The organism is Kitasatospora sp. NPDC043949 (genome assembly GCF_056435365.1).
This window is the reverse complement of the sequence record NZ_JBWKEQ010000001.1, coordinates 433,940-460,418: the sequence shown is the minus strand read 5'-3', so window position 1 is coordinate 460,418 and position 26,479 is coordinate 433,940. Positions and strand designations below refer to the sequence as shown.

Below are 26,479 nucleotides of genomic sequence, written 5' to 3'. Positions count from 1 at the left end.
CCCCCCCCCCCCCCCCCCCCCCCCCCCCCCCCCCCCCCCCCCCCCCCCCCCCCCCCCCCCCCCCCCCCCCCCCCCCCCCCCCCCCCCCCCCGGCGTCCGTGGGGGCGTCCGCCCGGTGTGCGCGCGCCCGGCGTGCGTGCGCCCTTGTTGTGCTAGCACTTCAGCGCTAGCTTGAGATTCATGGGTAAGAAACAGCTGAACGTCCGGGTGGACGCCACGACCGCGGAGATGGCCCGGGAACGGGCGGAGCAGCAGGGGATCAGCATGAACCAGTACATCGAGCGCCTGGTCCAGCAGGACATGGGCGAGGCGGGGCGGGCCTTCGTCGACGCCGCCGCCCAGTTCATGAAGGAGTACGAGACGGCCTTCCTGGCCGAGTTCGCGGAGCCGGGCGACCTGAAGGACGTGCGCCGTTGAAGCTGGAGGTCGACCTCTCGTGGCTGCTCATGACCGCCGAGCAGTACACGCCCGGTGACCCGCAGGTCACCGACTACGGGTCGTTGCTCGCGGCCGTCGCCCGGCACCAGGCCGAGATCTTCGACATCGACGTCTACCCCGAACCGCAGGACCGCGCCGCCGCCCTGATGCACCAGCTGATCCGGGTGCCGGCCCTGGAGAAGACCAACGAGCTCTACGCCACCGCCGTCGCCTACGCCTACCTCGTCGCCAGCGGCTGCACCGTCGCCACCACCGCCCGCGAGGTGCGCAGCCTCGCCCGGGCCATCCGGGAGGGGCGGCTCGGCGTGTCCGGGGTCGCCGAACGGCTGGCGGGGTGGGTCGTCGACGAGGCCGAGGGGGAGGGCGTCAGCGGGGCGGAGGACGAGGACGACGACTGACCGGGCGGGCCCATGCCCGGTCGCGTCGTCCTCGTCATCCGTTCAGCAGGGCTCTGGGCGGTGCGCCCGGCGGGTCAGTCGCCGGGCCGCTCCGGGGCCGGCTCGGCGATCAGGGCCGTCGCGAACGGACGGAAGCCCGCCCGGCGGTAGATCCGGGCGACCTCCTCGTCGGCGGCGGACAGGAACACCGTCCGCACGCCGTTCGCCCGCGCGTGCGCGACCAGGGCCGCGGTGACCGCCAGGCCCAGCCCGCGCCGCCGCGCGGCCGGCAGCGTCCCGACCCCGGCCACCTCGGTGACCGCGCCCACCGGATTGTGCTGGCCCGCGCACAGCGCGGAACCGTCCTCCAGCGCGGCGGCCAGCACGGTGGCGCCGTCGGTGATCCGCCGTGCGATCCGCTCCACCGCGCCCTCCGCCACCAACCGCCCTGCGGCCTCGGCCAGTTCGGCCGCACCCACGGCGCCCACGCCGGTGCCGGGCTCGGCGAACGCCAGGTGCGGAACGGCGACCGCCGACGCCAGCTCCGGCGCGTCCGCGCCCAGCACCTCCACCCGCACCTCCTCCGGCAGCTCGGGCGCCGGGGCCGGCTCGTCCTGCGGGCCCAGCACCAGCAGCGGGTGCTCGTGCACCGCGAGCCCGGCCGCCTCCACCGCGGCCCGCAGCTCCGGACTCCGCTCGGCCACCCACTCGAAGGCCTCCGGCTCGCCCAGCTCCCGCTGGCGGGCCAGCACCCGCAGGACGTCCTCGGCGGTGGTGGCGGGGCCGTCGTGGTCGAGCGTGGGGCGGGCGTAGTAGGGCCAGCCCGCGCTCTCGCGGACGAACAGGGTCAGCGGGCCGAAGTCCTCGGCCCGTGCGGCGCTGCGCGGCACCGCGTCGTAGTAGCGCTCGATCGCGTCGAGGAGGGAAGGGTCGGGAGCATGATCAACAGAAGTCACGGCGTGCATCCAAGCAGGGGCGCCGGCGGCCCGCCACCGCTTTGTTCCCGGGCTTCGCGCCGGGGGCGCCAGGGGCGGTGACGGGCGGCGCGGCGCGGGCGCGGGCGCCTGATTGTTGCTGAACGCTTACCGGCTCGCAGTGATCTTGTGCGTATACCGCGTGGCATGCTGATGCCTTGACAGCTCTGCCGAAGGGGGACGGCGGACGTCCGCACTCGGCTCGGCAAGGGGGGAAGACAGGCCCATGAGGCTCTGCTTTCTGGTGGAGGAGCACTACCGGCACGACGGCATGCCGCTCGACGTGGCACGCCAGCTCACCGCGTGGGGGCACCGGGTGGACGTGCTGCGCCCCGGGGACTCGCTGATGGCGATCTCCGAGGCGATCCGGGCCGGCAGCCACGACGCCTGGGTGCTCAAGACCGTCTCCGGCGGGCCCGGACTCACCCTGCTGGACGCCGCCGCCGCCGTCGGCCTCACCACCGTCAACGACGTCCGCTCCATCCGCGGCGTCCGCGACAAGGCGCTCGCCTCCGTCATCGCCAGCACCCGCGGCCTGCCCGTCCCCGTCACCTACGCCACCGCCCGCTGGGAACGGCTCGCCGAGATCCCGGCCGCCGAGTACCCGCTCGTCGTCAAGCCCGCCGACGGCAGCTCCGGACGCGCCGTCCGGCTCGTGCCCAGCCCCGACCACCTCCTCGACCTCGGCGCCGAACTCGCCGACGAGGGGCTGTTGATCGCCCAGCCCTACGTGCCCAACTCCGGCACCGACCTCAAGGTGTACTGCGTCGACGGCGAGCTCTTCGCGACGGAACGTTCCTCCCCGCTCCACCCCGGGCAGGGCGTGCGCGAACGGCAGGTCCCGTTGCCCGGGGAGGTCGCGCGGATCGCGGCGCAGGTCGGTGAGGTGTTCGGGCTCGACCTGTACGGCGTCGACGTGCTGCTCGGGCCGGACGGGCCGGTGGTCGTCGACATCAACGACTTCCCGAGCTTCCGCCAGGTGCCGGACGCGGTCGCCAGGGTCGCCCGGGCGGTGCTGCGGCTCGCGCGCAGCGGGACGGCCGTGTCGGCGCCCGCGCCCGCACTGGTGTCGGCGGGTGGTGGCGCGGGGTACGGGCAACTGGGCTTCGGTCGTGGAGAGTTCGGCGGAGCCGGCTTGGGTGGGGCCGGCCTTGACGGGGCCGGCCTGGGCGGGGCGATATGAGGATCGGCCTGATCACCGCCGACCCCGGACACCCGGTGCTCGCGGCGACCGCCGCCCTGCTGGCGGACCGGCACGAGGTGACGATCGTCGACCCTGCCGGCCCGGCGGGACCGGCGCTCGCCGACGTCTATCTGCTCAAGGCCCACACCCGTCGATCCCTTTCACTCGCACGAGAGTTGGAGCGGGGCGGGGCGCCTGTCATCAACTCGGCCGCGGCCACCGAACTCTGTCAGGACCGGGTGCGGATGGCCGAACTCGCGCGCGCGGCCGACCTGCCCTTCGCGGCCACCCGCGACGCTGGGCGGATCGCCGAACTCGCCGATCCCGACTACCCGTTCGTCGTCAAGAGCCGGCACAGTCGGCGCCACGACCTGGTCGCCCGGGTCGACGGCCCGGCCCGGTTGCGCGAACTCGTCGCGCGTTGGCCCGACGAGCCCGTCGTCACCCAGTCGTTCGTCCCGGGGACCGGCTGGGACCAGAAGCTGTGGGTGATCGACCGGCAGGTGTTCGCCGCTCGGCGGCGGTCCGAACTCGCCGACGGCCAGGGGGAATCGGGGCAGGGGCAGGACTGGGAGCCGCCTGCCGAACGGGCTGCGCTGGCTCTGCGCGTCGGCGAGGTGTTCGGGCTCGACGTCTACGGCGTCGACCTGCTCGACGGGCCCGCCGAACCCGTCATCGTCGACGTCAACGCCTTCCCCGGCATCCGTGGACGGCTGGGCGCGCCGGAGGCGCTCGCCGCCCTCGCCCTGCGCGTCGCGGCGGAGCGCGGGCGCGGGCACGTCGCGCAGGGGCGGGGCCGGTAGGCCGGGCGGCGGGGCCGTCGGACCCGGGGCGGGTTCGGCGGGCCGTCGGGGGCGAGCGGGGTCGTTAGGCTGGTTACTCAGGGCCACCGGGCACCCGGGCCGAACGGCGAGAGAAGACGGAACGTTGCTGCAGGACATCGAGCGCTACCTGGCCTGCCCCCACTGCGCGCAGGCCCTCACCCGGCACGAGCGCGCCCTGCGCTGCCCCGCCGGCCACAGCTTCGACCTCGCCAAGCAGGGCTACGTCAGCCTCCTCGCCGGCGACGCCCACACCGGCACCGGCGACACCGCCGAGATGGTCGCCGCCCGTGCCGACTTCCTCGCCGCCGGCCACTACCGGCCCATCGCCGACGCCCTCGCCGAGGCCGCCGCGGACGCCGACCCCGAAGGCCTCGTCGCCGACCTCGGCGCCGGCACCGGCCACTACCTGGCCCATGTCCTCGACGCCCTGCCCGGCCGCGCCGGGGCCGCCCTCGACATCTCCAAGTTCGCGCTGCGCCGCGCCGCCAAGGCCCACCCCCGGATCGGTGCCGTGGTCTGCGACGCCTGGCGGCCGCTGCCGCTGCGCGACGCCTCCGCCGGGCTGATGCTCAACGTCTTCGCCCCGCGCAACGGGCCCGAGATCCGCCGCGTGCTGCGCCCCGGCGCCACCCTGCTGCTGGTCTCGCCCACCGCCCGCCACCTGCGTGAACTCGTCGGCGCACTGGGCCTGTTGTCGGTCGACGAGGAGAAGCAGCGGCGGATCGACGAGAAGCTCGGACCCTACCTGACCTCCGCCGGCCGGCGGCAGGTCGAGTTCACCCTGCGGCTCGGCCCGGACGACGTGCGCACCGTCGTCGGCATGGGCCCCAGTGCCTGGCACACCGACCCGGACCGCCTGGCCGCCGCGCTCGCGGACCTGCCGGACCCGGTCGAGGTGACCGCCTCCGTGATGGTGGCCGCCTACCGGCGCTGAACGTCGGGCGCGCGCGGGGTGTGGCCGCCACGTTGGGATGAATCTGCTGAGCAGGCACGTTTCTGCCGACCGGCCTGCGGCTAACGTCCGATGGGTGAACCGCGACGCCACCCGGCCCGCCGCGCCGGCCCACCCCCGACCGAGCGCCCCGGGGCCCGATCGGCCATCCGTAACACGTCCCACCGTCGAGGAGCTCCGGCTCACCTCGTTCAAGTCCTACCGGCGCGCGGTCCTGCCGCTCGCGCCCCTCACCGTCCTGCACGGGCCCGCCGGCGTCGGCAAGTCCAACGCCCTCGACGCACTGGCCGTGCTCTCCCGGCTGGCCCTCGGAGAGGAGATCGCCGACTCCTTCGACGGGCTGCCCGACCGCACCGGCCCCCTGGCCAAACCCGTCCGCGGCGGCCTGACCGGGTGCGTCCCGCACGGGCGCGACGCCGTCATCCTCGGCTGCACCGTCCGCTCCCCGCACGGCCGCATCCGGCTCGACGTCGTCGTCCGCACCGACGGCCCGGTGCGGATCGCCCGCGAATCGCTCACCCTGGACGGCCGCACCCTCGTCGACACCGGCGAACAGGACGTCCGCAAGCGGCGCGTCAACGTCTGCTGGCACAACGACACCCGCCAGGGAGACATCCGGGCGCCCTTCCCCAGCGGCACCATGATCACCGCGCAACTGCCGCTCCGGGTGGCCGGCTCCTCCCGGGGCGAACGGCAGGTCCTCGCCGCCACCGAGGACCTGCTCACCGCCCTGCGCGAGGTCTTCCCCGTCCACCCCGTCCCCGCCCTCATGCGCGGCTGGGCCCGACCCGACCCGCAGGCCCGGCTGCGCAGCAACGCCGCCAACATCTCCGCCGTCCTCGCCCGGCTCGGCAACGAGTGCCCGCGCCGCTACGGGCAGCTCCTGCGCGCCGTCCAGTCCGCCGCCCCGCACCCGCTGCTCGGACTCTCCCTCGCCCACCGCGGCAGCGGGCCCGACCAGCGCGTCCTCGCGGTCTTCGACGAAGGCGTCCTCGGACGCACCGGGGCCGACCAGGCCTCCGACGGCATGCTGCGCCACCTCGCGTTCGCCGCGGTGCTGCTCACCGGGGCCGGGGTGCTCGACCTCGACGTGGCCGCCGAGGTGCCGTGGGCGCACCGGCAGCTCACCGTGCTCGCCGAGGACCTCGGCGCCGGGCTCGCCACCGAACAGACCGCCTCACTGCTACGGCTGGCCCGGGACATGTCCGGGCGCAACCAGCTGCGCGTCCTCGCCGCGCTTCAGGAGCCCGCCGCGGCGCGGGAGGCGCTCGGCGTGGCCGAACCGCGGTCGGGCGCGGCCGTGCTGGTCGAGTGCCGGCGCGACCCGGACTCGGGGCACACCGTGCTGCGGCCCGAGACGACCAGGGTGCCGGCCCAGTGCGGGCGCGGGGACGGAGCCGACCCGGGGGCGGACGAGGTGGACGGGTGAGGTAGACCTGGACGGGTGAACGAACGAGTGACGAGGCCGGGGGAACCGGCCGGGCCCACCGGGCCGACCTTGGAGGCCCTGCGGCAGCGGCTGGCGGACTTCGCGGCGGCCCGGCGCTGGGAGCCCTTCCACACGCCGAAGAACCTGGCGGCCGCGCTGAGCGTGGAGGCCGGCGAACTGCTGGAGATCTTCCAGTGGTCGACGCCCGAGCAGGCGGCCGCGGTGATGTCCGATCCGGAGCGGGCCCACCGGGTGCGGGACGAGGTCGCGGACGTCCTCGCGTACCTGGTGCAGTTCTGCACGGTGGTCGGGGTGGATCCGCTGGAGGCCCTCGCGGCCAAGATCGAGCGGAACGAGCTCCGCTTCCCGGTGCCGGACGGACCGGCGGACGCCGACCAGGGCGGGGCGGGTGTCAACCCGGACGTGGACGAATAATCCTTGTGAGGGACGGGAGTTATCCACAGCCCCGGACTTGTCCACAGCTTTCCCGATGACGGATGCGGCCTCGCCGACTTCGCCGCACGCTTTCGCCGTGACCACCTGCCCGCCCCACCGGCGGTGGTGGTCCCACGGCGACAGCGAGCGAAAGGAGTGGCGGCCATGGAGGCGCTGCGACTGATCAAGAGGGCCCGGCACGCCCTGGCCGAGGCCAGACACGTACCGGATGTGCTGGCCGAGGCGCGGCAGGCCGCGCTGCTCACCGAGGCGGTGGGGGCCAGGCTGGCGGAGCTGGACGACGACGAGCTCGCCGGGCTGGGGCAGCAACTGGCCGAGGCCGCGGCGCACGCGGCGGTCTGCCTGGAACGCTCGGTCGTCAGGGCCGCCGTGCTGAGCGGCGGCCGGGCCGGGCGGCTCACCGAACTCGGCGAGCTGGCACCGGCCTTGGGCGCGCTGGACGGGCTGCTGCGGGACGTCGGGGAGACGCTGGTGGTGCTGGCCTGCGGGGCCGACACCGAGAGCCTCTACTGGACGTGCATCGACGGTGTGGACGCGGTGTCGGAGTGCAAGGACCTGGCCGGGCGGCTGCGGAAGGTGGCGGGCAGGTTGGAGGGAGAGGAAGGCGCGGTGCTCGGCGGGGCGCCGGCCGAGCGGGGCTCGCCCTTACTCGTGGTCCGGCTCGACCCGCCGGACGAGGGCGGGCCGACGGGGGAGGAGCAGGCGCCGGACTATCGGGTGCCTGGCGTGGCCGGAGCGTCGGAGGAGGAGGTGTCCGTACCGGTGGGATAGGCGGCCGGGCCGTCCTCCCGGATGCCGGGGGACTGTAACTCGGCGAGATCCGCGGACACCGAGGCGAGCAGTTCGTGCAACTGTTCCAGCAGGCTCTTCTGCGCGGCGGGCCCGGACGAGGTGCCGGCGGCCGAGCCCGCCGGGCTGCTCGGGAGCTGCGGCGTGGCAGTTGGTTCGGTCATGACGGGACCTCTTCGGATCGGTAGTGCGGCGTGAAGCGGCCGACGGTGGCTCGGCCCGCGCAGCGGGGGTGCCTGATGCCTGGCCACCGAGGCACACGCCCCCGCCGCAGCAACCAACGAACCGCTCCGGCGGCCGGTCACCGCGCGCCACCCGATGTGGTCCAACTCCGTTACGCCGTAAGCCTCCCGGGTGATCCCGGCTTGCCGCCGCGAAGCGGCCTGGGCTAGGCGCGCGACGAGACACTCCCGGCTTGCTCGGCGCCGAGCAAGCCGGGAGCCCGAGCAAGCCGGGTGCCCGAGCAAGCCGGGACAGGGCCAAGGCTTCGGGCGAGGGGAAGGAGGGGAGGGAGGGGGAGGGGGGAGGGGGCCCGCACGCCCGCCGAAAGCCGCAGAACGCACTCGGGGTCCGGAGCCCGAGTCGGCTCCGAACCCCGATGGTGTGGTCCCGCAGGTCAGTTGTGGGCGTGCAGGTCGGCGTTGAGGCCGCCCCAGGAGCCGGAGCGGGCGATGACCTCGACGGCGCCGGTCTGCGAGTTGCGGCGGAACAGCAGGTTGTCCTGGCCGGACAGCTCGATGGCCTTGGCCACGGTGCCGTCCGGGGTGGTGACCCGGGTGCCGGCGGTGACGTAGAGGCCGGCCTCGATGACGCAGTCGCTGCCGAGCGAGATGCCGATGCCGGCGTTGGCGCCGAGCAGGCAGCGCTCGCCGACCGAGACGACCTGCTTGCCGCCGCCGGAGAGGGTGCCCATGATCGAGGCGCCGCCGCCGATGTCGCTGTGGTCGCCGACGACGACGCCCGCGCTGATCCGGCCCTCGACCATGGAGGTGCCGAGGGTGCCGGCGTTGAAGTTGACGAAGCCCTCGTGCATCACGGTGGTGCCGGCGGCCAGGTGGGCGCCGAGGCGGACGCGGTCGGCGTGGGCGATGCGCACACCGGACGGGGCGACGTAGTCGGTCATCCGCGGGAACTTGTCGATGCCGTACACGGCGAGCTGGCCGCCCTGGGCGCGGACCGCGAGGCGGGCCTGCTCGACCGCGTCCACCGGGACGGGGCCGATGCTGGTCCACGCGACATTGGCGAGCAGCCCGAAGACGCCGTCCAGGTTCTGGCCGTGCGGCTTGACCAGGCGGTGGCTGAGCAGGTGCAGGCGCAGGTACACGTCGTGGGTGTCGAGCGGCTTCTCGTCGAGCGAGGCGATGGTGGTGCGCACGGCGACCACCTCGACGCCGCGGCGCGGGTCGGCGCGCAGCGCCTCGGCGGCGCCGGCGCCGAGTTGGGCCTCGGCCTGCTCGGCGGTCAGGCGGACGGTGCCGGCCGGGCCGGGCTCGGCGGCCAGGGCGGGGGCGGGGAACCAGGTGTCGAGGACGGTGCCGTCGGCGGCGATGGTGGCCAGGCCGGCGGCCACGGCCCCGTTCGGGAGGGAGGTCGATTCAGCAGTCACACCGTGCACGTTAACCAATGCGGGGCCCTGCTGCCGAACACGCCCGTCGTACGGACGCGGCCGTCGGTCGGCACGCCCCCGCCGTGCGTACACGGCCACCGACGGGCTGCGGCGGACGGCCGCCGAGCCGGAAAACCCGGTGTTCAGCGGAGGTTTGCTCGGCGATACTCGGGCGGGTGTTCATGTCGATCTCCACCACCGGCAGCGTCGAGGGCCCGGCCACCGATCTCGGCTTCCTGCTGCACAAGCACCCGGGCAAGGTCCAGCGGTTCGCGACGTCGCACGGCGAGGCGCACGTCTTCTACCCCGAGGCGGGCGACGACGTCTGCACGGCGGCGCTGCTGCTGGACGTCGACCCGATCGCGCTGGTCCGCAAGGGCCGGGGCAAGGGGCGCGGCGGTTCGCCGGACTTCGCGCTCGCCCAGTACGTCAACGACCGCCCGTACGCGGCGTCCTCGCTGCTCGCGGTGGCGCTGCGGACGGTGTTCCGGTCCGCGATGAAGGGCGCCTGCCCGGCCCGGCCCGGGCTGGCGGACCGGCCGCGCCCGCTGCGGATCACGCTGCCCGCGGTGCCCGCGAACGGCGCGGGCGAGGGCGGTGGCCCGGCGATGGCGGTCCGGCTGTTCGAGCCGCTGGGCTGGCGGGTCGAGGCGGTGGCGCTTCCGCTGGACGAGGCGTTCCCGGAGTGGGGCGAGTCCCGGTACGTGCGGCTCACGCTGGTCTCGGACGCTGTGCGGCTCGCCGACGCGCTCCAGCAGCTGTACGTGCTGCTGCCGGTGCTGGACGGCGCCAAGCACTACTGGGTCGCCCCGGACGAGGTGGACAAGCTGCTCGCCGCCGGCGAGGGCTGGCTGGCCGCCCACCCGGAGCGCGACCTGATCACCCGCCGCTACCTGTCCCGGAGCCGGGCGCTGACCCGGGTGGCGATGGAGCGTCTGGAGCTGGCCCGGCTGGCGGAGGCGGACGACCGGGAGCCCGAGGAGGTCGACAACGCGGTCGACGAGCGGCCGGAGGAGCCGGAGGAGGCCGCCGGGGCGACATCGGAGCCCAGGCCGCCGTCCCTCGCCGGGCAGCGCCGCGCCGCGATCCTCGCCGCCCTGCGGGAGGTGGGCGCGGCCCGCGTCGCCGATCTCGGCTGCGGCCGGGGCGAGTTGATCGGCGAACTGCTGAAGGACGCCCGGTTCACCGAGGTGCTCGGCGTGGACGTGTCGGCGCGGGCCTTGCAGGCGGCGGCCCGCGGACTGCGCCTGGACCGGATGCCGGAGCGGCAGGCGGCCCGGGTGACGCTGGCGCAGGGCGCGCTGACGTACACGGACGCCCGGTTGAAGGGCTTCGACGCGGCGGTGCTGTGCGAGGTGGTCGAGCACCTGGACCTGCCCAGGCTGCCCGCCCTGGAGTACGCGGTGTTCGGCGCGGCCCGGCCGGGGGCGGTGGTCGTCACCACGCCGAACGCCGAGTACAACGTCCGCTGGGAGAGCCTGCCGGCGGGCGCTGTCCGGCACGCCGACCACCGCTTCGAGTGGTCGCGCGCCGAGTTCCGCGCGTGGGCCGAGCGGGTCGCGGCGGTGTTCGGTTACACGGTGGTGCTGCGCCCGGTGGGGCCGGAGGACGGGGAGGTCGGCGCGCCGACCCAGCTGGCCCTGTTCCGCCTCGGCACCAGCCCGACCGAGCAGACCCCGACCGAGCACACCCCGACCGGCGCCACCCGGACCGACCCGGCCGCGACCGAGCACACCCCGACCGACCCGGCGCCCGAAGGAGGCGAATCCCGATGACCGACGAAGCGACCCCAACGCCCGAGCAGCACCAGCACCAGGAGCACGACCAGGGTCAGCCCCAGGACCACCCCGCCCCCCGCCGTCTCCCCGTCACCGACGTCTCCCTCGTCGTCCTGATCGGCACCAGCGGCGCCGGCAAGTCGACCTTCGCCCGCCGCCACTTCCTGCCCACCCAGGTCGTCTCCTCCGACTTCTGCCGCGGCCTGGTCGCCGACGACGAGAACGACCAGTCGGCCTCCGCCGAGGCCTTCGACGTCCTGCACTACATCGTCGGCAAGCGCCTCGCGGCCGGCCGGCTGACCGTCGTGGACGCCACCAACGTCCAGCCCGAGGCACGCCGCCAGCTGGTGCGGATCGCCCGCGAGCACGACGTGCTGCCGATCGCGATCGTGCTGGACGTCCCGCCGGGCGTGTGCGCCGAGCGCAACCGCTCCCGCCCGGACCGCCGGCTGCCGGCCCACGTCGTCCCGCGCCAGCACCGCGAGCTGCGCCGTTCCCTGCGCGGCCTGGAGCGCGAGGGCTTCCGCAAGGTGCACGTGCTGCGCGGCGCGGCCGAGGTGGCGGCGGCCGAGGTGGAGCTGGAGAAGCGCTACAACGACCTGCGTCACCTGACCGGCCCGTTCGACATCGTCGGTGACATCCACGGCTGCCGCTCCGAGCTGGAGACCCTGCTGATCCGCCTCGGCTACACGCTGACCCGGGACGCCGGGGGCCGGCCGGTGGACGCGGTGCCGCCGGCGGGCCGTACCGCCGTGTTCGTCGGGGACCTGGTCGACCGCGGCCCGGACACACCGGGCGTGCTGCGCCTGGTGATGGGCATGGTCGCGGCCGGGCACGCGCTGTGCGTGCCGGGCAACCACGAGAACAAGCTGGGCCGGGCGCTGGACGGCAAGAAGGTCAACGTCGCCTACGGTCTGCAGGAGTCGCTGGATCAGCTGGCCGGCGAGTCCGAGGAGTTCCGGGCCGAGGCGCGGGAGTTCATGCGCGGCCTGGTGAGCCACTACCTGCTGGACGGCGGCGCGCTGGTGGTCTGCCACGCCGGTCTGCCGGAGCGGTACCACGGCCGCAACTCGGGCCGGGTGCGCTCGCACGCGCTGTACGGGGAGACCACCGGCGAGACCGACGAGTACGGCCTGCCGGTGCGTTACCCGTGGGCGGAGGAGTACCGGGGCAAGGCGCTGGTGGTGTACGGCCACACACCGGTGCCGTCGGCGAGCTTCGTCAACAACACCGTCTGCCTGGACACCGGTTGCGTGTTCGGCGGCACCCTGACGGCGCTGCGCTACCCGGAGCGGGAGCTGGTGAGCGTGCCGGCCGAGCGGGAGTGGTACGCGCCGGTGCGTCCGCTGTCCACGGACGCGCCGGGCGCCCGCGAGGGCCGTCCGCTGGATCTCGCCGACGTGGCGGGCCGCCGGATCGTCGAGACCGGGCTGCATGGGCGGGTCGCCGTCCGGGAGGAGAACGCGGCGGCGGCGCTGGAGGTGATGAGCCGCTTCGCGCTGGACCCGCGGCTGCTGGCGTACCTGCCGCCGACGATGGCGCCGAGCGCCGCCTCCCGCCGGGACGGCTTCCTGGAGCACCCGCAGGAGGCGTTCGCCGCCTACCGCGCGGACGGCGTGCGGCACCTGGTGTGCGAGGAGAAGCACATGGGGTCCCGCGCGGTGGTGCTGGTCGCCCGGGACGACGCGGCGCTGGAGCAGCGCTTCGGCGTGGCCGGTCCGGGCGCGATCTGGACCAGGACGGGCCGGGCGTTCCTCGCCGACGACGGCCTGACCGCGGCCGTGCTGGGCCGGGTGCGGGTGGCCGCCGAGCGCTCGGGGCTGTTCGACGAGCTGGGCACCGGCTGGCTGCTGCTGGATGCCGAGCTGATGCCCTGGTCGTTGAAGGCCGTGGAACTGCTGCGCCGCCAGTACGCGGCGGTCGGCGCGGCGGCGGGCGCCGCCCTGCCGGAGGCGCTGGCGGCCCTGGAGCGGGCGGCCGGTCGCGGGCTGGACCTGGCGGAGCTGACCGCCAAGCAGCGGCGGCGCGCGGCCGACGCGCAGGCGTTCACCGAGGCGTACCGGCGGTACTGCTGGCCGACCGAGGGGCTGTCGGGTGTGCGGCTGGCGCCGTTCCAGGTGCTGGCCGCCGAGGGGGCGAACCTCGCCGTACGCCCGCACGACGAGCACCTGGCCTGGATCGACCGCCTGGTCGCGGCCGACGAAGCGGCGTCCGTGACGGCGTCCGAGGCGGCGTCCGAAACGGACGGCGACCGGGCACCGGTCCTGCACCGCACCGGCCGTCTCCTGGTGGACACCGAGGACGAGGCCTCGGTGGCGGCCGCCACGGCCTGGTGGGAGGAGCTGACGGCGGCGGGCGGCGAGGGCATGGTGGTCAAACCGCTGGCCTCGGTGGTGCGCACGAAGCGGGGCGGGGGCCGTCCGGGCGGGCTGGTGCAGCCGGGGGTGAAGGTGCGCGGCCGGGAGTACCTGCGGATCGTCTACGGCCCGGACTACACCGAGTACCTGGACCGGCTGCGCGAGCGGTCGCTGGGCCACAAGCGCTCGCTGGCGCTGCGCGAGTACGCGCTGGGCCTGGAGGCGCTGGACCGGCTGGCGGCCGGCGAGCCGCTGTGGCGGGTGCACGAGCCGGTGTTCGCGGTGCTCGCGCTGGAGTCCGAGCCGGTCGATCCGCGCCTGTAGGCCGACCGGACGCAGAAGGGGGTCCGCGCCCGTAGGCCGACCGGGCGTTGAGGGTGCCCGCGGCTGTGGGCCGACCGGGTGTTGAGGGGGAGTCCGCGGCGGGGCTCCCCCTCTCCCACCCCCGCTGTGTATAGAAATTCCGAGCATCGTATAGACTTGCTACTTTCCCGTACGTCCCGTCATCCCAGGAGCCCGGTATGGCCTTCAACCTCCGGAACAGGCACTTCCTCAAGGAGCTCGACTTCACGCCCCAGGAGTTCCGCTTCCTGGTGGACCTCGCCGCCGGGCTCAAGGCGGCCAAGTATGCGGGCACCGAGCAGCCCCGGCTGCGCGGGAAGAACATCGCGCTGATCTTCGAGAAGACCTCCACCCGAACCCGCTGCGCCTTCGAGGTCGCCGCCCACGACCAGGGCGCCACCACCACCTACCTGGACTCGTCCGGTTCGCAGATCGGCCACAAGGAGTCCATCCGGGACACCGCCCGGGTGCTCGGCCGGATGTTCGACGGCATCGAGTACCGCGGCCACGGCCAGGAGATCGTCGAGGAGCTGGCCGCGAATGCCGGCGTCCCGGTCTGGAACGGTCTCACCGACGAGTGGCACCCCACCCAGATGCTGGCCGACGTGCTCACCATGACCGAGCACGGCACCAAGCCGCTGACCGGGACCGCCCTCGCCTACCTCGGCGACGCCCGCTCCAACATGGGCAACTCGCTGCTGGTCACCGGCGCCCTGCTCGGCATGGACGTCCGGATCGTCGCCCCGCGCTCCCTCTGGCCGGCCGAGGATGTCCGGAAGGCGGCCGAGACGCTGGCCGAGGCGACCGGCGCCCGGATCACCCTCACCGAGGACGTGGCCGAGGGCGTGGCCGACGTGGACTTCCTCTACACCGACGTCTGGGTCTCGATGGGCGAGCCCAAGGAGGTCTGGGCCGAGCGGATCGAGTTGCTCAAGCCCTACCAGGTGTCGATGGACACCGTCCGGGCCACCGGCAACCCGGCCGTGAAGTTCCTGCACTGCCTGCCCGCGTTCCACGACCTCGGCACGGTGGTCGGGCGGCAGATGTACGAGGCGACCGGCATGACCGAGCTGGAGTGCACCGACGAGCTGTTCGAGTCGGCGCACTCCGTCGTGTTCGACCAGGCCGAGAACCGCCTGCACACCATCAAGGCGGTCCTGGTCGCCACTCTCGGCTCCTGAAGCAGGAGCTCACTTCTCCAGCTTGACGCAGGCCGCCCGGTCGCCCGCCGCGTGCGGGCCGGCCGGGGTGCCCGCGTGCATCACCAGCGAGCGCGCCTCGCCGGGCCGGGGCTGCCAGGGCACCGAGGCCGTCGCGGTGCCCTCGCCGTGCTCGTCGGTGCGCAGCGCCAGCCGCAGTTCGTTGCGCCCGTTGGCGTACGCGGGGTCGGTGGACGGCTGCACCGGGTCCACGGCGTCCTGGTAGTGCGGTCCGGACGAGGCCGGGTCGGCCCCGCAGGAGCCGGTGTGCAGGTGCACCGGGAACTCGTGGTCGGGGGCGAGCCCGGTGACGGTCATGGTGAGCACCGTCCGCCCCGCGGTGGAGCGGTCGGTGACGATCCGGGTGTGCGCGCCGTACGGCACGAGGTCGTCCGCGTAGCTGACGGCGGTCGGCGGGACGAAGGCCGTCGCGGGGTCGAAGGCGGCCTCGACGACGGAGACGGGCGAGGCGATGGGGGCCCGCGGGGTGACGGGGGCCGGCGAGGCGGCGGCGGGGGCGAGCAGGGCCAGCGGCAGCAGCGCGGCGGCGAGCGGAGTGGACATCAACGGGCCTTCCACGGGCGGGGTGACGGACACCGTGCTCAACGGCGCCGGGCGCCGGCGGACACCCTCGAACGGGCTCGGAGGCGAGCGGGCCGCGCGGGCGCGCCCCCGCTCGTCCCGTCGCCGACCGGCGGTTCCGGTGGTGAGCTGGTGTGAGTCGGTGCTGAGTCGACACTGAGCCGGTGCCGAGCCGGTGGTGGGCCGGCAGCGGTGCGGTTGTCGGCCTCTGTCGCCGGAATGGCCGCTGACCTGCGCTTCTATCGACCCAGGCATGCCTGCGGTGGTGAAGGCGACGGCATGCACTATGGTTTATCTCGACATCGAGATAACTGCCCCATAGGATATATCTCGACATCAAGATACTTGCCGAGCGGAGCTCGCCGGCGATGCGGGCAAGGTAAGCCTAAGTAAGGCTGACCTTACCACCGTGGCGGCCGGATACCGCACGAAGCACCCAGAAGGAGTCAGTCGTGTCCGCGAACAGCTTCGACGCCCGCAGCTCGCTGCAGGTGGGCGACGAGTCGTACGAGATCTTCAAGCTCTCCGCCGTCGAGGGTTCCGAGCGGCTGCCGTACAGCCTCAAGGTGCTGCTGGAGAACCTGCTCCGCACGGAGGACGGCGCGAACATCACCGCCGACCACATCCGCGCGCTCGGCAACTGGGACGCCAGCGCCCAGCCGAGCCAGGAGATCCAGTTCACGCCGGCCCGCGTGATCATGCAGGACTTCACCGGCGTGCCGTGCGTGGTCGACCTCGCCACCATGCGTGAGGCCGTCAAGGAGCTGGGCGGCGACCCGGCCAAGATCAACCCGCTGGCCCCGGCCGAGCTGGTCATCGACCACTCCGTCATCGCCGACAAGTTCGGCACCCCGGACGCCTTCGTCCAGAACGTCGAGATCGAGTACGGCCGCAACAAGGAGCGCTACCAGTTCCTGCGCTGGGGCCAGACCGCCTTCGACGAGTTCAAGGTCGTCCCGCCCGGCACCGGCATCGTCCACCAGGTGAACATCGAGCACCTGGCCCGCACCATCATGGTCCGCGGCGGCCAGGCCTACCCGGACACCTGCGTCGGCACCGACTCGCACACCACCATGGTCAACGGCCTGGGCGTGCTGGGCTGGGGCGTCGGCGGCATCGAGGCCGAGGCCGCCATGCTGGGCCAGCCGGTCTCCATGCTGATCCCGCGCGTGGTCGGCTTCAAGCTCAACGGCCAGCTGCCGGCCGGCACCACCGCCACCGACCTGGTGCTCACCATCACCGAGATGCTGCGCAAGCACGGTGTGGTCGGCAAGTTCGTCGAGTTCTACGGCGAGGGCGTCTCCGCGATCCCGCTGGCCAACCGCGCCACCATCGGCAACATGTCGCCGGAGTTCGGCTCGACCTGCGCGATCTTCCCGATCGACGCCGAGACCATCAACTACCTCAAGCTCACCGGCCGCGACGAGCAGCAGCTCGCCCTGGTCGAGGCGTACGCCAAGGAGCAGGGCCTCTGGCACGACCCGTCGGTCGAGCCGGTCTTCTCCGAGTACCTGGAGCTGGACGTCTCCACCGTCGTCCCGTCGATCTCCGGCCCGAAGCGTCCGCAGGACCGCGTCGTCCTGGCCGAGGCCGCCACCCGGTTCGCCGAGGCGCTGCCGACCTACTCCGCCGAGGCCTCGAAGCCGACCCTCGTCACCGCCCCCGACGGGTCGAAGTACGAGATCGACAACGGCGCGGTCGTGATCGCCTCGATCACCTCCTGCACCAACACCTCCAACCCCTCCGTCATGCTGGGCGCCGCCCTGCTGGCGAAGAAGGCCGTGGAGAAGGGCCTCACGGTCAAGCCGTGGGTCAAGACCACCCTGGCCCCCGGGTCCAAGGTCGTCATGGACTACTACGAGAAGGCCGGCCTGCTCCCGTACATGGAGAAGCTGGGCTTCAACCTGGTCGGCTACGGCTGCGTCACCTGCATCGGCAACTCGGGCCCGCTGCCCGAGGAGGTCTCGGCCGCCGTCAACGAGGCCGACCTGGCGGTCGTCTCGGTGCTCTCCGGCAACCGCAACTTCGAGGGCCGGATCAACCCGGACGTGAAGATGAACTACCTGGCCTCCCCGCCGCTGGTGGTCGCCTACGCCCTGGCCGGCAACATGAACATCGACATCACCCGCGACGCCCTGGGCCAGGACGCCGACGGCAACGACGTCTTCCTCGCCGACATCTGGCCGTCGGAGCGGGAGGTGGCGGACACCGTCGCCGGCTCCATCGACGAGGCGATGTTCGACAAGGGCTACCAGGACGTCTTCGCCGGTGACCACCGCTGGCAGTCGCTCCCGGTCCCGACCGGCAACACCTTCGAGTGGGACGCCGAGTCCACCTACGTGCGCAAGCCCCCGTACTTCGAGGGCATGGCCAAGACCCCGAGCCCGGTGACCGACATCGCCGGCGCCCGCGTCCTGGCCAAGCTGGGCGACTCGGTCACCACCGACCACATCTCCCCGGCCGGCAACATCAAGCCGGGCACCCCGGCGGCGCAGTACCTGACCGCCAACGGTGTCGAGAAGCGCGACTTCAACTCCTACGGCTCGCGCCGCGGCAACCACGAGGTGATGATCCGCGGCACCTTCGCCAACATCCGTCTGCGCAACCAGATCGCGCCGGGCACCGAGGGCGGCTACACCCGCGACTTCACCCAGGCCGACGGCCCGGTGTCGTTCATCTACGACGCCTCGCAGAACTACCAGGCCGCCGGCACCCCGCTGGTCGTCCTGGCCGGCAAGGAGTACGGTTCCGGCTCGTCCCGTGACTGGGCCGCCAAGGGCACCGCGCTGCTGGGCGTCAAGGCCGTCATCGCCGAGTCGTACGAGCGCATCCACCGCTCGAACCTGATCGGCATGGGCGTCCTGCCGCTGCAGTTCCCGGAGGGCCAGACCGCCGAGTCCCTCGGTCTGACCGGCGAGGAGACCTTCTCCTTCACCGGCGTGACCGAGCTCAACGAGGGCCGCACCCCGAAGACCGTCAAGGTCAAGGCCGGTGACAAGGAGTTCGACGCGGTCGTCCGCATCGACACCCCCGGTGAGGCGGACTACTACCGCAACGGCGGCATCCTGCAGTACGTGCTGCGCTCGCTCATCGGCTGAACCGAGTTCTAGTTCCGGGGGCTGAGCGCCCCGGTGGCTGAGAGGCCGGACCGCATCGCGCGGTCCGGCCTCTTTTGCATGCTGCCTCTCCTGAGCCCTGCCCCTTGTGCGGTGTGCCGCGATGGACTAAACCTCTATCCCATCTGGTCCAGACCAATTGACGCTCATTCAGAGAACAGGTCCGGTATGCCCACTCGCGCCTCAGCCCTGCTCGCCGCCGCCACCGTCGCCGCGCTGCTCGCCGCCCCCGCCACCGCCAACGCCGCCGACGGCGGGCACGGCCCGAAGCTGAAGGGCCAGCGGGTCGGCTACTTCACCCAGTGGGGCGCCGACAGCTCCGCCAAGCGCGTCCAGGACTCCGGCCAGGCCGGGAAGCTCACCGTCGTCAACTACGCCTTCGGCAACGTCTCCGCCGACGGCACCTGCTTCGAGAGCAACGACGCCGGCCAGGGCGACGCCCACAACGACTACCAGCGCGCCTTCTCCGCCGCCGACTCGGTCGACGGCGTGGCCGACGCCCCGGGCCAGAAGCTGAAGGGCCACTTCAACCAGCTGCGCAAGCTCAAGGCGAAGAACCCGCAGCTGCGCACGGTCATCTCGCTCGGCGGCTGGAGCTGGTCCAAGTACTTCTCCGACGCGGCCGCCACCGACGCCGCGCGCAAGAAGTTCGTCTCCTCCTGCATCGACCTCTACCTCAAGGGCGACGTGCCGGTCCTGCCCGGCTCCCCGGAGGGCGGCGCCGGCGCGGCCGCGGGCGTCTTCGACGGCATCGACATCGACTGGGAGTACCCGGGCGGCGGCGGGGACCCGGGCAACGTGGTCCGCCCCGAGGACGGGCGCAACTTCACCCTGCTGATGCAGGAGTTCCGCCGCCAGCTCGACGACTTCGGCAAGAAGGGCGGCAAGGATGGCGGCAAGAAGGGCGACAAGGGCAGGCACTACCTGCTGACCGCCGCCGTCGCCGCCAACGAGACCGTCGCCGACCGGCTCGAACTGCCCGAGCTGAGCGAGTCGGTGGACTGGCTCAACCTGATGACCTACGACCTGCACGGCCCCTGGGAGGGCAAGGGCCCGGCCAACCACCAGGCCAACCTCTACTCCGACCCGGCCGACCCCGACGCCCGCCGGCGCAGCGCCGACACGGCCGTCGACCACTACCAGGAGCGCGGCCTGCCCGCCGAGCAGATCGTGCTCGGTGCCCCGCTGTACGGCCACGGCTGGACGGGCGTCGCGCCCGGCAAGCGCGGCGGCCTCTACCAGAGCGCCACCGCCGCCGCCCCCGACCTCTCCTACCGGGAGGTCAACGCGCTGCCCGGCAAGGTGTACGTGGACCGCGACCACGGCGCGTCCTGGAAGTACGACGGCACCACCTTCTACAGCTACGACACCGCCGAGGTGCTCACCCAGAAGGCGCGGTACGCGCGCTGGAACGACCTGGGCGGCGTGATGGTCTGGTCGCTGGACGGCGACGACGCCCAGGGCAGCGCGATCGCCGCCCTGGACCGCGGCCTGCGCCGCGACTGACGCCCCGACGTGAAGGGGCCCGCCGTGTCCGCACGGCGGGCCCCTTCACGCCTGGGTCAGGCCCGGTCGCAGGCCTGCGCCCGCAGCGCGCGGGCCAGGTCGTCGCGGCACTCCAGGACCAGGCGGCGCAGCGCCGGCGCGGCCTGCGGGTGGCCGTCCAACCAGGCGTCGGCCTCGGCCAGGGTCTGCTCGCTGGTCTGCGCGCGCGGGAAGAACCCGCTGACGATCCGCATCGCGATCTCGATGGTCCGCTCGGCCCAGACCCGTTCCAGCAGCTTGAAGTAGGGCGCCGCGTAGAGCGCGGTCAGGTCGCGGTGGGCGGGCAGCGCGAAGCCCGCGATCTCGGCCTCGACCAGGGCGTTCGGCAGTTCGTCGGAGTCGACCACGGCCGACCAGGCGGCGGCCTTGGCCTCCGCGGTGGGCCGGGCGGCCAGGCACTGGGTGTACTGGCGCTTGCCGCTGGCGGTGTTGTCGGCGGCCAGCTCTCCGGCCAGTTCCTCGTCGCCGGCCTGGCCGGCGGCGGCCAGTGCCAGCCACAGCGACCATCGCAGCTCCTGGTCGACCTCCAGGCCGTCGATCCGGGCGCTGCCGGCCAGCAGGCCGCGGACCAGGCCGAGGTGCTCGGCGCCGCCCGCGGTCTGGGCGAGGAAGCGGGCCCAGGCCAGCTGGTGGTCGCTGCCGGGGACGGCCTCGCGCAGTTCGCGCAGGGCGCCGTCGGCCAGCTGCCGGCCGCCCTCGCCGCGCCAGGCCGGGTCGGCGTACAGGTCGACGGCGGTCTTGGCCTGGGCGTGCAGCGACTGCAGCACGCCGATGTTGCCCTCCTGGCCGGCGAAGCGCAGCACCAGGGCGACGTAGTCGCGGGCCGGCATCAGGCCGTCCCGGGTGAGGTTCCAGACGGCGGACCAGGCGAGTGCCCGGGCCAGCTCGTCGTGGATGTCGCCGAGGCCGGTGCGCAGGGTCTCCAGGGACTCGGAGTCGAAGCGGATCTTGCAGTAGGTGAGGTCGTCGTCGTTGAGCAGCACCAGCGCGGGGCGGGGGCGGCCGGCGGCCTCGGCGACGACGGTGCGGTTGCCGGTGACGTCGAGCTCGAACCGCTCGGTGCGCACCAGGGAGCCGTCGGCGTCCCGGTCGTAGAGGCCGATCGCGATCCGGTGCGGGCGCAGCACCGCCCCGTCCTGGAGGACGGCGAGTTCGGTGATCCGGCCCTCGGCGTCGGTGGTCACCTGCGGGGTGAGCGAGTCGACCCCGGCGGTCTGCAGCCAGGCGGCGGCCCAGGCCTTGAGGTCGCGGCCGCTGGTCTCCTCCAGGACGCCCAGCAGGTCGCCGAGTTCGGTGTTGCCGAAGGCGTGGCGCTTGAAGTAGCGGCGGGCGCCCTCGAAGAAGGCCTCGGAGCCGACGTACGCGACCAGCTGCTTGAGGACGGCGGCGCCCTTGGCGTAGGTGATGCCGTCGAAGTTGAGCTTGGCGTCCTCGAGGTCGCGGATGTCGGCGGTGATCGGGTGGGTGGTGGGGAGCTGGTCCTGCCGGTAGGCCCAGGCCTTGCGCTGGTTGGCGAAGGTGACCCAGGCGGAGGAGTACCGGGTGCGGGCGCCGATCAGGCCGTAGGAGCCCATGAAGTCGGCGAAGGACTCCTTCAGCCACAGGTCGTCCCACCAGCGCATGGTGACCAGGTCGCCGAACCACATGTGCGCCATCTCGTGCAGGATGACGTTGGCGCGGCCCTCGTAGGCGGCGTCGGTGACCTTCGAGCGGAAGACGAACTCCTCGCGGAAGGTGACGCAGCCGGGGTTCTCCATGGCGCCGATGTTGTACTCGGGGACGAACGCCTGGTCGTACTTGCCGAAGGGGTACGGGTAGTCGAACTCCTCGTGGAAGAAGTCGAGTCCGAGCTTGGTGACGCCGAGGATCTCGTCCGCGTCGAAGTACTGGGCGAGGGACTTGCGGCACATCGCGGAGAGCGGGATCTCCAGGGTGGTGCCGTCGGCGAGTTCGCGGCTGTAGTGGTCGCGGGCGACGTGGTAGGGGCCGGCCACGACGGCGGTGAGGTAGCTGGAGATCGGCTGGGTCGGCGCGAACTCCCAGGTGCGGGCGGCGCCTTCCTCGGTGACCTTGTCGTGGACGGCGTTGGACCAGACGTCCCAGGCGGCGGGGGCGGTGACGGTGAAGCCGAACGGGGCCTTCAGGTCGGGCTGTTCGAAGGTCGCGAAGACCCGGCGGGCGTCGGCCGGCTCGTAGTGGGTGTAGAGGTACGTCTCGCCGTCCACCGGGTCGGTGAAGCGGTGCAGGCCCTCGCCGGTGCGGCTGTAGGCGCAGTCCGCCTCGACGGTGAGGACGTTCTCGGCGGCGAGGCCGTCGACGTGCACCCGGGCGCCGTCGTAGGCGGTGGCCGGGTCGATCGCGCGGCCGTTGAGGGTGACGGCGTGGACGGCGGGGGCGAGCAGGTCGAGGAAGGTGTCGGCGCCGGGCCGGGAGCAGCGGAACGTGACGGTGGTGGTGGAGCGGAAGGTGGCGGCCTCCGGATCGGGGGCGGAGGTCACGTCCAGCCGGACCTGGTAGCCCTCCACGGCCAGGATGCTGGCCCGCTGCTGCGCTTCGTCGCGGCTCAGGTTCTTGCCCGGCACGGCGGTACTCCTTTGTCCGGCTCGCACGGTGGTGCGTCTGTGGGTGGTGCGGTCTCGGCGCGCGGTGTGCCGCGCCCCGCAGGGGCATCCTTTCACGCCCTCCCTCGCCGGTACCATTGCACAGGCCGTCCCGGCGGGGCCGGAATCAGCGGCGGCGGGCGGGTGTTGACGCGTGGGGGTGGCACGCCTGCCTGCCTCGTCATCACCTCACGAAGGACGACAGCCGTGACGACTGCCGCTGAGCGCAAGACCGCCGACTTCTGGTTCGACCCGGCCTGCCCGTGGGCGTGGATGACGTCCCGCTGGCTGATCGAGGTGCAGCAGTTGCGTCCGGTGGACGTGAACTGGCACGTGATGAGCCTGTCGGTGCTGAACGAGGACCGCGACCTCCCGGAGAACTACCGCGAGCTGCTGGACAACGCCTGGGGCGCGGTGCGGGTGTGCATCGCGGCCGCCCGGGAGCACGGCGACGAGGTGCTGGGCCGGCTTTACACCGAGCTGGGCCTGCGCTTCCACAACCAGGGCCTGCCGCAGAACCGGGAGACGGTCGAGGCGGCGCTGGTGGCCGCCGGGCTTCCCGTGGAGCTGGCGGACGCGGCCGGCACGGACGCGTACGACGAGGCCCTGCGCGCCTCGCACAAGGAGGGCATCACCCTGGTCGGCGAGGACGTCGGCACCCCGGTGATCGCGGTGGAGGGCGTGGACGGCGAGCGGGTCGCCTTCTTCGGCCCGGTGGTCACCCCGGCCCCGAAGGGCGAGGCCGCGGCCCGGCTCTGGGACGGCACCCTGCTGGTGGCCTCCACCCCGGGCTTCTACGAGATCAAGCGGACCCGTACGGCGGGCCCGTCCTTCGAGTAGCGCGGGGCGCGCGAAGGGCCCGGTACCGCAGCAGGCGGTACCGGGCCCTCGTGCGTGCCGGGGTCAGCGGGCGGCGGCCGCGTCCCGCCGCTGCTTGACCAGGCCGGCGGCGCTCAGCAGCGCGACCAGTACCCCGGCCGCGTACAGCTGCTGCCGGTTGCCCTCGGTGGTGGTCATCAGGGCGAGGATGCCGGTGACGGCGGCCATCGCGATCCAGGTCAGGTACGGGTAGCCCCACATCTTCACGGTGAGCAGTTCGGGCGCCTCGCGCTCCAGCCGGCGGCGCATCCGCAGCTGGACCAGGCAGATGAACAGCCAGACGACCAGGATGGCCACGCCGGTGGTGTTCATCAGCCAGGTGAAGACGGTCTCCGGCCAGAACTTGGCGGCCAGCACGGCGCCGAAGCCGAACAGGCAGGAGGCCAGCACGGCCCGGCGCGGCACCCCGCCGGAGATCTTGGCCAGCGCCCGGGGGCCCTGGCCGCGGCCGACCAGCGAGTACGCCATCCGGGAGGCGCCGTAGATGTTGGCGTTCATCGCGGAGAGCAGCGCGATCAGCACCACCACCTCCATGATCGTCCCGGCGCCGGTCACCCCGAGGTGCCGCAGCACGGTGACGTACGGGCCGTCGGTGACCACCGCCGGGTCCTTCCAGGAGACCAGGGTGACGACCAGGGCCATCGAGCCGATGTAGAAGATCGCGATCCGCCACACCGCCGTGCGCACCGCGTTGGCGACGTTCTTGCGGGGGTCGTCGGACTCGGCGGCGGCGATGGTGACGGTCTCCAGCCCGCCGTAGGCGAAGACCGAGGCGAGCAGGCCGACGATCAGCCCGCTGACCCCGGTGGGCAGGAAGCCGCCCTGGCCGGTCAGGTTGGTCGCGCCGGGGGCGCCGGGGCCGATCACCCCGGCGATGCCGAGCCCGCCGAGGACCAGGAAGGCGACGATCGCGGCGACCTTGATGGTGGCGAACCAGAACTCGAACTCGCCGAAGTTCTTCACCGCGGTCAGGTTGCTGGCGCAGAAGAAGACCATGAACAGGCCGACCCAGACCCAGGAGGAGACGCCCGGCACCCAGCCGTTGACGATCTTCCCGGCGGCGGTGGCCTCGGCGGCGACGCCGCAGCACAGCATCACCCAGTACATCCAGCCGGCCGTGATCCCGGCCCAGGGGCCGATCTCCTTCTCGGCGTGCACCGAGAACGACCCGGAGGCGGGGCGGGCGGCCGACATCTCGCCGAGCATCCGCATGATCAGCATGACCAGCAGGCCGGAGAGGGTGAACGCCAGGATGATCGCCGGACCGGCGGCGGCGATACCGGCGCCGGAGCCGACGAACAGGCCCGCGCCGATCACCCCGCCCAGCGCGATCATCGACAGGTGGCGCTGCTTGAGGCCGTGCGCGAGCTGCTGGCCGGTGGCCGGGGCACCGTCGGCGTCGGTGGTCCCGGACGCCTTGGGCGCGGAGGTGGGGGCCATAGGGCTGGATCCAGACTGTGCGGAATGCGGCATGAGCTGTCCAATATCCGGTGACACCTCTGTTCATGCCAAGAACGGGGACCCCGGGCCCACCATGCGGACCACGCGGTGACGGAACGGGTCCGACCGGTGACACGGCGTCGGTACGGGCCGGAATGGGCCGGTTCCGACAACGGTCGAGGGCGGGGCTTTGTCCGAAACCGTGGCGGTGGCGTAGTGGATCACCACGTAGGTTCACAGGTGTTCACTCACCTGAGCACCCCACAGGAGACCCCCGATGGCCACTGCCACCACCCCGATACCGCGCCGCGCCGTCCTCGCCGACCTGCTGCCCGCCGCCACCACCCGCCTCGGCGCCCAGGCCCGCGACCTGGCCCTGGTGGCCGGCGGCGCCGCCCTGACCGGCGTGGCCGCCCAGCTGTCGGTGAACATCCCCGGCTCGCCGGTGCCCGTCACCGGCCAGACCTTCGCCGCCCTGCTGGTCGGCACCGCGCTCGGCGCCCGCCGCGGCGTCGCCTCGCTCGCCCTCTACCTGCTGGCCGGCCTGGCGGGGATGCCCTGGTTCGCCGAGGGCACCTCCGGCTGGACGATGCCCTCGCTCGGCTACGTGCTCGGCTTCGTCCTGGCGGCCGGCCTGACCGGCGAGCTGGCCCGCCGCGGCGCCGACCGGACCCCGGTGAACACCGCCGGCACCATGGTCCTCGGCAGCCTCGCCATCTACGCGGTCGGCGTCCCGTACCTGGCCCTGTCGCTGCACGTCCCGCTCGCCCGGGCGGCCGAGCTCGGCCTCTACCCGTACCTGGTCGGCGACGCGCTGAAGGCCGTCCTCGCCGCAGGGGCCTTGCCGCTGGTCTGGAAGCTCGCCGCGAAGCGGTGAGCCCCCTGCCGGGCCCGGGCGCACGCGCATGCCACACTCATGGCATGCGCGTGTACCTGGGCTCAGACCATGCCGGATACGAACTGAAGAACCACCTCGTGGAGTGGCTCAAGGAGGCCGGCCACGAGCCGGTCGACTGTGGGCCGCACATCTACGACGCCGAGGACGACTACCCGCCGTTCTGCCTGCGCGCCGCCGAGCGCACCGCCGCCGACCCGGAGGCGCTGGGCGTCGTCATCGGCGGCTCGGGCAACGGTGAGGCGATCGCCGCCAACAAGGTCAAGGGCGTGCGGGCGGCGCTGGCCTGGAGCGAGCAGACCGCCGGGCTCGGCCGCGAGCACAACAACGCCAACGTGGTCTCCGTCGGCGGCCGCATGCACACGCTGGAGGAGGCCACCAAGTTCGTCGAGGTCTTCCTCAACACCCCCTACAGCGGCGAGCCGCGGCACACCCGCCGGATCGAGATGCTGAGCGAGTACGAGACCACCGGCGAGCTCCCGCCGATCCCGGCCCACCACCCGCAGGGCTGATCCCTCCCCCCGTCCACCCTCCGTCGGTCGGCCGCGTGCTCCACGCGGCCGGCCGCCGCCGTTCCCGGGCCCGTACGGCTGTGTCATCGGCCACAGGGCCGGGCGCGCCGACGCCGGTACGCGTGGGGCGCGTGCGCCGCCCGCGTGGTTCGTACGCCCAACCGGCGCACGCCTCCTGACGCCGCGCCCGCCGTCGCGGCGATCGG

Annotated in this window: 22 protein-coding genes; 16 read left to right on the top strand and 6 right to left on the bottom strand. The window is 73.3% G+C overall.

Translation table 11 applies throughout. The annotated features are described in order from the left end of the window. The first annotated feature begins 180 nt into the window (after positions 1–180). Together AC07AL_RS02210 and AC07AL_RS02205 are read left to right on the top strand one after the other, a co-directional pair. A complete protein-coding gene (locus AC07AL_RS02210; protein WP_063347592.1) occupies positions 181–417 on the top strand; it encodes a toxin-antitoxin system HicB family antitoxin in 237 nt (78 codons plus the stop codon). Next, positions 414–836, top strand: a complete 423-nt coding sequence (locus tag AC07AL_RS02205) for a fic family toxin-antitoxin system, toxin component (protein WP_350886206.1) — start codon at positions 414–416, stop codon at positions 834–836. The genes AC07AL_RS02210 and AC07AL_RS02205 overlap by 4 nt, the downstream gene beginning before the upstream one ends. Before the next feature lie 74 nt (positions 837–910). Here AC07AL_RS02205 and AC07AL_RS02200 read toward each other — a convergent pair whose 3' ends face one another. Then, a complete protein-coding gene (locus tag AC07AL_RS02200; protein ID WP_400805315.1) occupies positions 911–1,780 on the bottom strand; it encodes a GNAT family N-acetyltransferase in 870 nt (289 codons plus the stop codon). Between the two features lie 235 nt (positions 1,781–2,015). Here AC07AL_RS02200 and AC07AL_RS02195 point away from each other — a divergent pair, with 235 nt between their 5' ends. From AC07AL_RS02195 to AC07AL_RS02170, 6 genes are all read left to right on the top strand, one after another. Beyond that, positions 2,016–2,972, top strand: a complete 957-nt coding sequence (locus tag AC07AL_RS02195; RefSeq protein ID WP_363629165.1) for an ATP-grasp domain-containing protein — start codon at positions 2,016–2,018, stop codon at positions 2,970–2,972. Next, on the top strand, positions 2,969–3,775 hold the full coding sequence (locus AC07AL_RS02190; protein WP_478316502.1) for an ATP-grasp domain-containing protein: 807 nt from the start codon (positions 2,969–2,971) through the stop codon (positions 3,773–3,775). The genes AC07AL_RS02195 and AC07AL_RS02190 overlap by 4 nt, the downstream gene beginning before the upstream one ends. 124 nt (positions 3,776–3,899) lie before the next feature. Next, entirely contained in the window at positions 3,900–4,730 is an 831-nt protein-coding gene (locus tag AC07AL_RS02185) for a putative RNA methyltransferase (protein WP_400985132.1), read from the top strand. Positions 4,731–4,824: 94 nt separating this feature from the next. Further along, complete coding sequence (locus tag AC07AL_RS02180) at positions 4,825–6,177, top strand: AAA family ATPase (RefSeq protein ID WP_363629171.1); 1,353 nt, start codon at positions 4,825–4,827, stop codon at positions 6,175–6,177. A 15-nt stretch (positions 6,178–6,192) separates the two neighbouring features. Further along, a complete protein-coding gene (locus AC07AL_RS02175) occupies positions 6,193–6,612 on the top strand; it encodes a nucleotide pyrophosphohydrolase (RefSeq protein WP_400332227.1) in 420 nt (139 codons plus the stop codon). A gap of 165 nt (positions 6,613–6,777) precedes the next feature. Continuing rightward, positions 6,778–7,404: a DUF6099 family protein gene (locus AC07AL_RS02170; protein WP_363588343.1), complete on the top strand. Its 627-nt coding sequence runs from the start codon at positions 6,778–6,780 to the stop codon at positions 7,402–7,404. On the opposite strand, the gene AC07AL_RS02165 is transcribed toward AC07AL_RS02170, so the two are convergent. Further along, positions 7,344–7,586: a hypothetical protein gene (locus AC07AL_RS02165; RefSeq protein ID WP_363588341.1), complete on the bottom strand. Its 243-nt coding sequence runs from the start codon at positions 7,584–7,586 to the stop codon at positions 7,344–7,346. The genes AC07AL_RS02170 and AC07AL_RS02165 overlap by 61 nt on opposite strands. A gap of 452 nt (positions 7,587–8,038) precedes the next feature. Beyond that, on the bottom strand, positions 8,039–9,028 hold the full coding sequence (gene dapD / locus AC07AL_RS02160) for a 2,3,4,5-tetrahydropyridine-2,6-dicarboxylate N-succinyltransferase (protein WP_478316499.1): 990 nt from the start codon (positions 9,026–9,028) through the stop codon (positions 8,039–8,041). Positions 9,029–9,204: 176 nt separating this feature from the next. Between dapD and AC07AL_RS02155 the strand changes: the two genes are divergently transcribed. The 3 genes from AC07AL_RS02155 (at position 9,205) to argF (ending at position 14,686) form a co-directional block, all read left to right on the top strand. After that, the gene (locus tag AC07AL_RS02155; RefSeq protein ID WP_363629175.1) at positions 9,205–10,803 is read left to right on the top strand and encodes a 3' terminal RNA ribose 2'-O-methyltransferase Hen1; all 1,599 of its coding nucleotides are present in this window, start codon (positions 9,205–9,207) and stop codon (positions 10,801–10,803) included. Further along, a complete protein-coding gene (locus AC07AL_RS02150; RefSeq protein WP_478316498.1) occupies positions 10,800–13,487 on the top strand; it encodes a polynucleotide kinase-phosphatase in 2,688 nt (895 codons plus the stop codon). Before AC07AL_RS02155 ends, AC07AL_RS02150 begins: the two co-directional genes overlap by 4 nt. 197 nt (positions 13,488–13,684) lie before the next feature. Further along, a complete protein-coding gene (gene argF / locus AC07AL_RS02145; RefSeq protein WP_400805323.1) occupies positions 13,685–14,686 on the top strand; it encodes an ornithine carbamoyltransferase in 1,002 nt (333 codons plus the stop codon). Positions 14,687–14,695: 9 nt separating this feature from the next. Here argF and AC07AL_RS02140 read toward each other — a convergent pair whose 3' ends face one another. Beyond that, positions 14,696–15,268 carry a superoxide dismutase family protein gene (locus AC07AL_RS02140; RefSeq protein ID WP_400805325.1) on the bottom strand — a complete coding sequence of 191 codons (573 nt, stop codon included), beginning with the start codon at positions 15,266–15,268 and terminating at the stop codon, positions 14,696–14,698. Between the two features lie 470 nt (positions 15,269–15,738). Here AC07AL_RS02140 and acnA point away from each other — a divergent pair, with 470 nt between their 5' ends. Then, on the top strand, positions 15,739–18,384 hold the full coding sequence (gene acnA / locus AC07AL_RS02135; protein WP_363588329.1) for an aconitate hydratase AcnA: 2,646 nt from the start codon (positions 15,739–15,741) through the stop codon (positions 18,382–18,384). 186 nt (positions 18,385–18,570) lie between these two features. Next, a complete protein-coding gene (locus AC07AL_RS02130) occupies positions 18,571–19,908 on the top strand; it encodes a glycoside hydrolase family 18 protein (RefSeq protein WP_400805327.1) in 1,338 nt (445 codons plus the stop codon). A gap of 56 nt (positions 19,909–19,964) precedes the next feature. On the opposite strand, the gene pepN is transcribed toward AC07AL_RS02130, so the two are convergent. Then, positions 19,965–22,529 carry an aminopeptidase N gene (gene pepN / locus AC07AL_RS02125; RefSeq protein ID WP_363586435.1) on the bottom strand — a complete coding sequence of 855 codons (2,565 nt, stop codon included), beginning with the start codon at positions 22,527–22,529 and terminating at the stop codon, positions 19,965–19,967. A 225-nt stretch (positions 22,530–22,754) separates the two neighbouring features. Between pepN and AC07AL_RS02120 the strand changes: the two genes are divergently transcribed. Further along, positions 22,755–23,387, top strand: coding sequence for a mycothiol-dependent nitroreductase Rv2466c family protein (locus AC07AL_RS02120; protein ID WP_400805330.1), 633 nt, complete (start codon positions 22,755–22,757; stop codon positions 23,385–23,387). A 63-nt stretch (positions 23,388–23,450) separates the two neighbouring features. On the opposite strand, the gene AC07AL_RS02115 is transcribed toward AC07AL_RS02120, so the two are convergent. After that, positions 23,451–24,866: an amino acid permease gene (locus tag AC07AL_RS02115; protein WP_400805332.1), complete on the bottom strand. Its 1,416-nt coding sequence runs from the start codon at positions 24,864–24,866 to the stop codon at positions 23,451–23,453. A 277-nt stretch (positions 24,867–25,143) separates the two neighbouring features. Between AC07AL_RS02115 and AC07AL_RS02110 the strand changes: the two genes are divergently transcribed. Beyond that, positions 25,144–25,743, top strand: coding sequence for a biotin transporter BioY (locus AC07AL_RS02110; protein ID WP_400805334.1), 600 nt, complete (start codon positions 25,144–25,146; stop codon positions 25,741–25,743). Between the two features lie 44 nt (positions 25,744–25,787). Beyond that, positions 25,788–26,273 (top strand): ribose-5-phosphate isomerase, encoded by a 486-nt coding sequence (locus AC07AL_RS02105; protein ID WP_063347575.1) that lies wholly within the window; start codon positions 25,788–25,790, stop codon positions 26,271–26,273. The last annotated feature ends 206 nt before the right edge of the window (positions 26,274–26,479 follow it).

What these genes read in the sequence shown, in the direction of transcription:
- AC07AL_RS02150 (WP_478316498.1), top strand. Translation starts at nt 10,800, where the DNA reads ATGACCGACGAAGCGACCCCAACGCCCGAGCAGCACCAGCACCAGGAG.
- AC07AL_RS02140 (WP_400805325.1), bottom strand. Translation starts at nt 15,268, where the DNA reads ATGTCCACTCCGCTCGCCGCCGCGCTGCTGCCGCTGGCCCTGCTCGCC.
- AC07AL_RS02110 (WP_400805334.1), top strand. Translation starts at nt 25,144, where the DNA reads ATGGCCACTGCCACCACCCCGATACCGCGCCGCGCCGTCCTCGCCGAC.
- AC07AL_RS02115 (WP_400805332.1), bottom strand. Translation starts at nt 24,866, where the DNA reads ATGGCCCCCACCTCCGCGCCCAAGGCGTCCGGGACCACCGACGCCGAC.
- AC07AL_RS02105 (WP_063347575.1), top strand. Translation starts at nt 25,788, where the DNA reads ATGCGCGTGTACCTGGGCTCAGACCATGCCGGATACGAACTGAAGAAC.
- AC07AL_RS02170 (WP_363588343.1), top strand. Translation starts at nt 6,778, where the DNA reads ATGGAGGCGCTGCGACTGATCAAGAGGGCCCGGCACGCCCTGGCCGAG.
- AC07AL_RS02200 (WP_400805315.1), bottom strand. Translation starts at nt 1,780, where the DNA reads ATGCACGCCGTGACTTCTGTTGATCATGCTCCCGACCCTTCCCTCCTC.
- AC07AL_RS02195 (WP_363629165.1), top strand. Translation starts at nt 2,016, where the DNA reads ATGAGGCTCTGCTTTCTGGTGGAGGAGCACTACCGGCACGACGGCATG.
- AC07AL_RS02210 (WP_063347592.1), top strand. Translation starts at nt 181, where the DNA reads ATGGGTAAGAAACAGCTGAACGTCCGGGTGGACGCCACGACCGCGGAG.
- AC07AL_RS02165 (WP_363588341.1), bottom strand. Translation starts at nt 7,586, where the DNA reads ATGACCGAACCAACTGCCACGCCGCAGCTCCCGAGCAGCCCGGCGGGC.
- AC07AL_RS02190 (WP_478316502.1), top strand. Translation starts at nt 2,969, where the DNA reads ATGAGGATCGGCCTGATCACCGCCGACCCCGGACACCCGGTGCTCGCG.
- AC07AL_RS02130 (WP_400805327.1), top strand. Translation starts at nt 18,571, where the DNA reads ATGCCCACTCGCGCCTCAGCCCTGCTCGCCGCCGCCACCGTCGCCGCG.
- argF (WP_400805323.1), top strand. Translation starts at nt 13,685, where the DNA reads ATGGCCTTCAACCTCCGGAACAGGCACTTCCTCAAGGAGCTCGACTTC.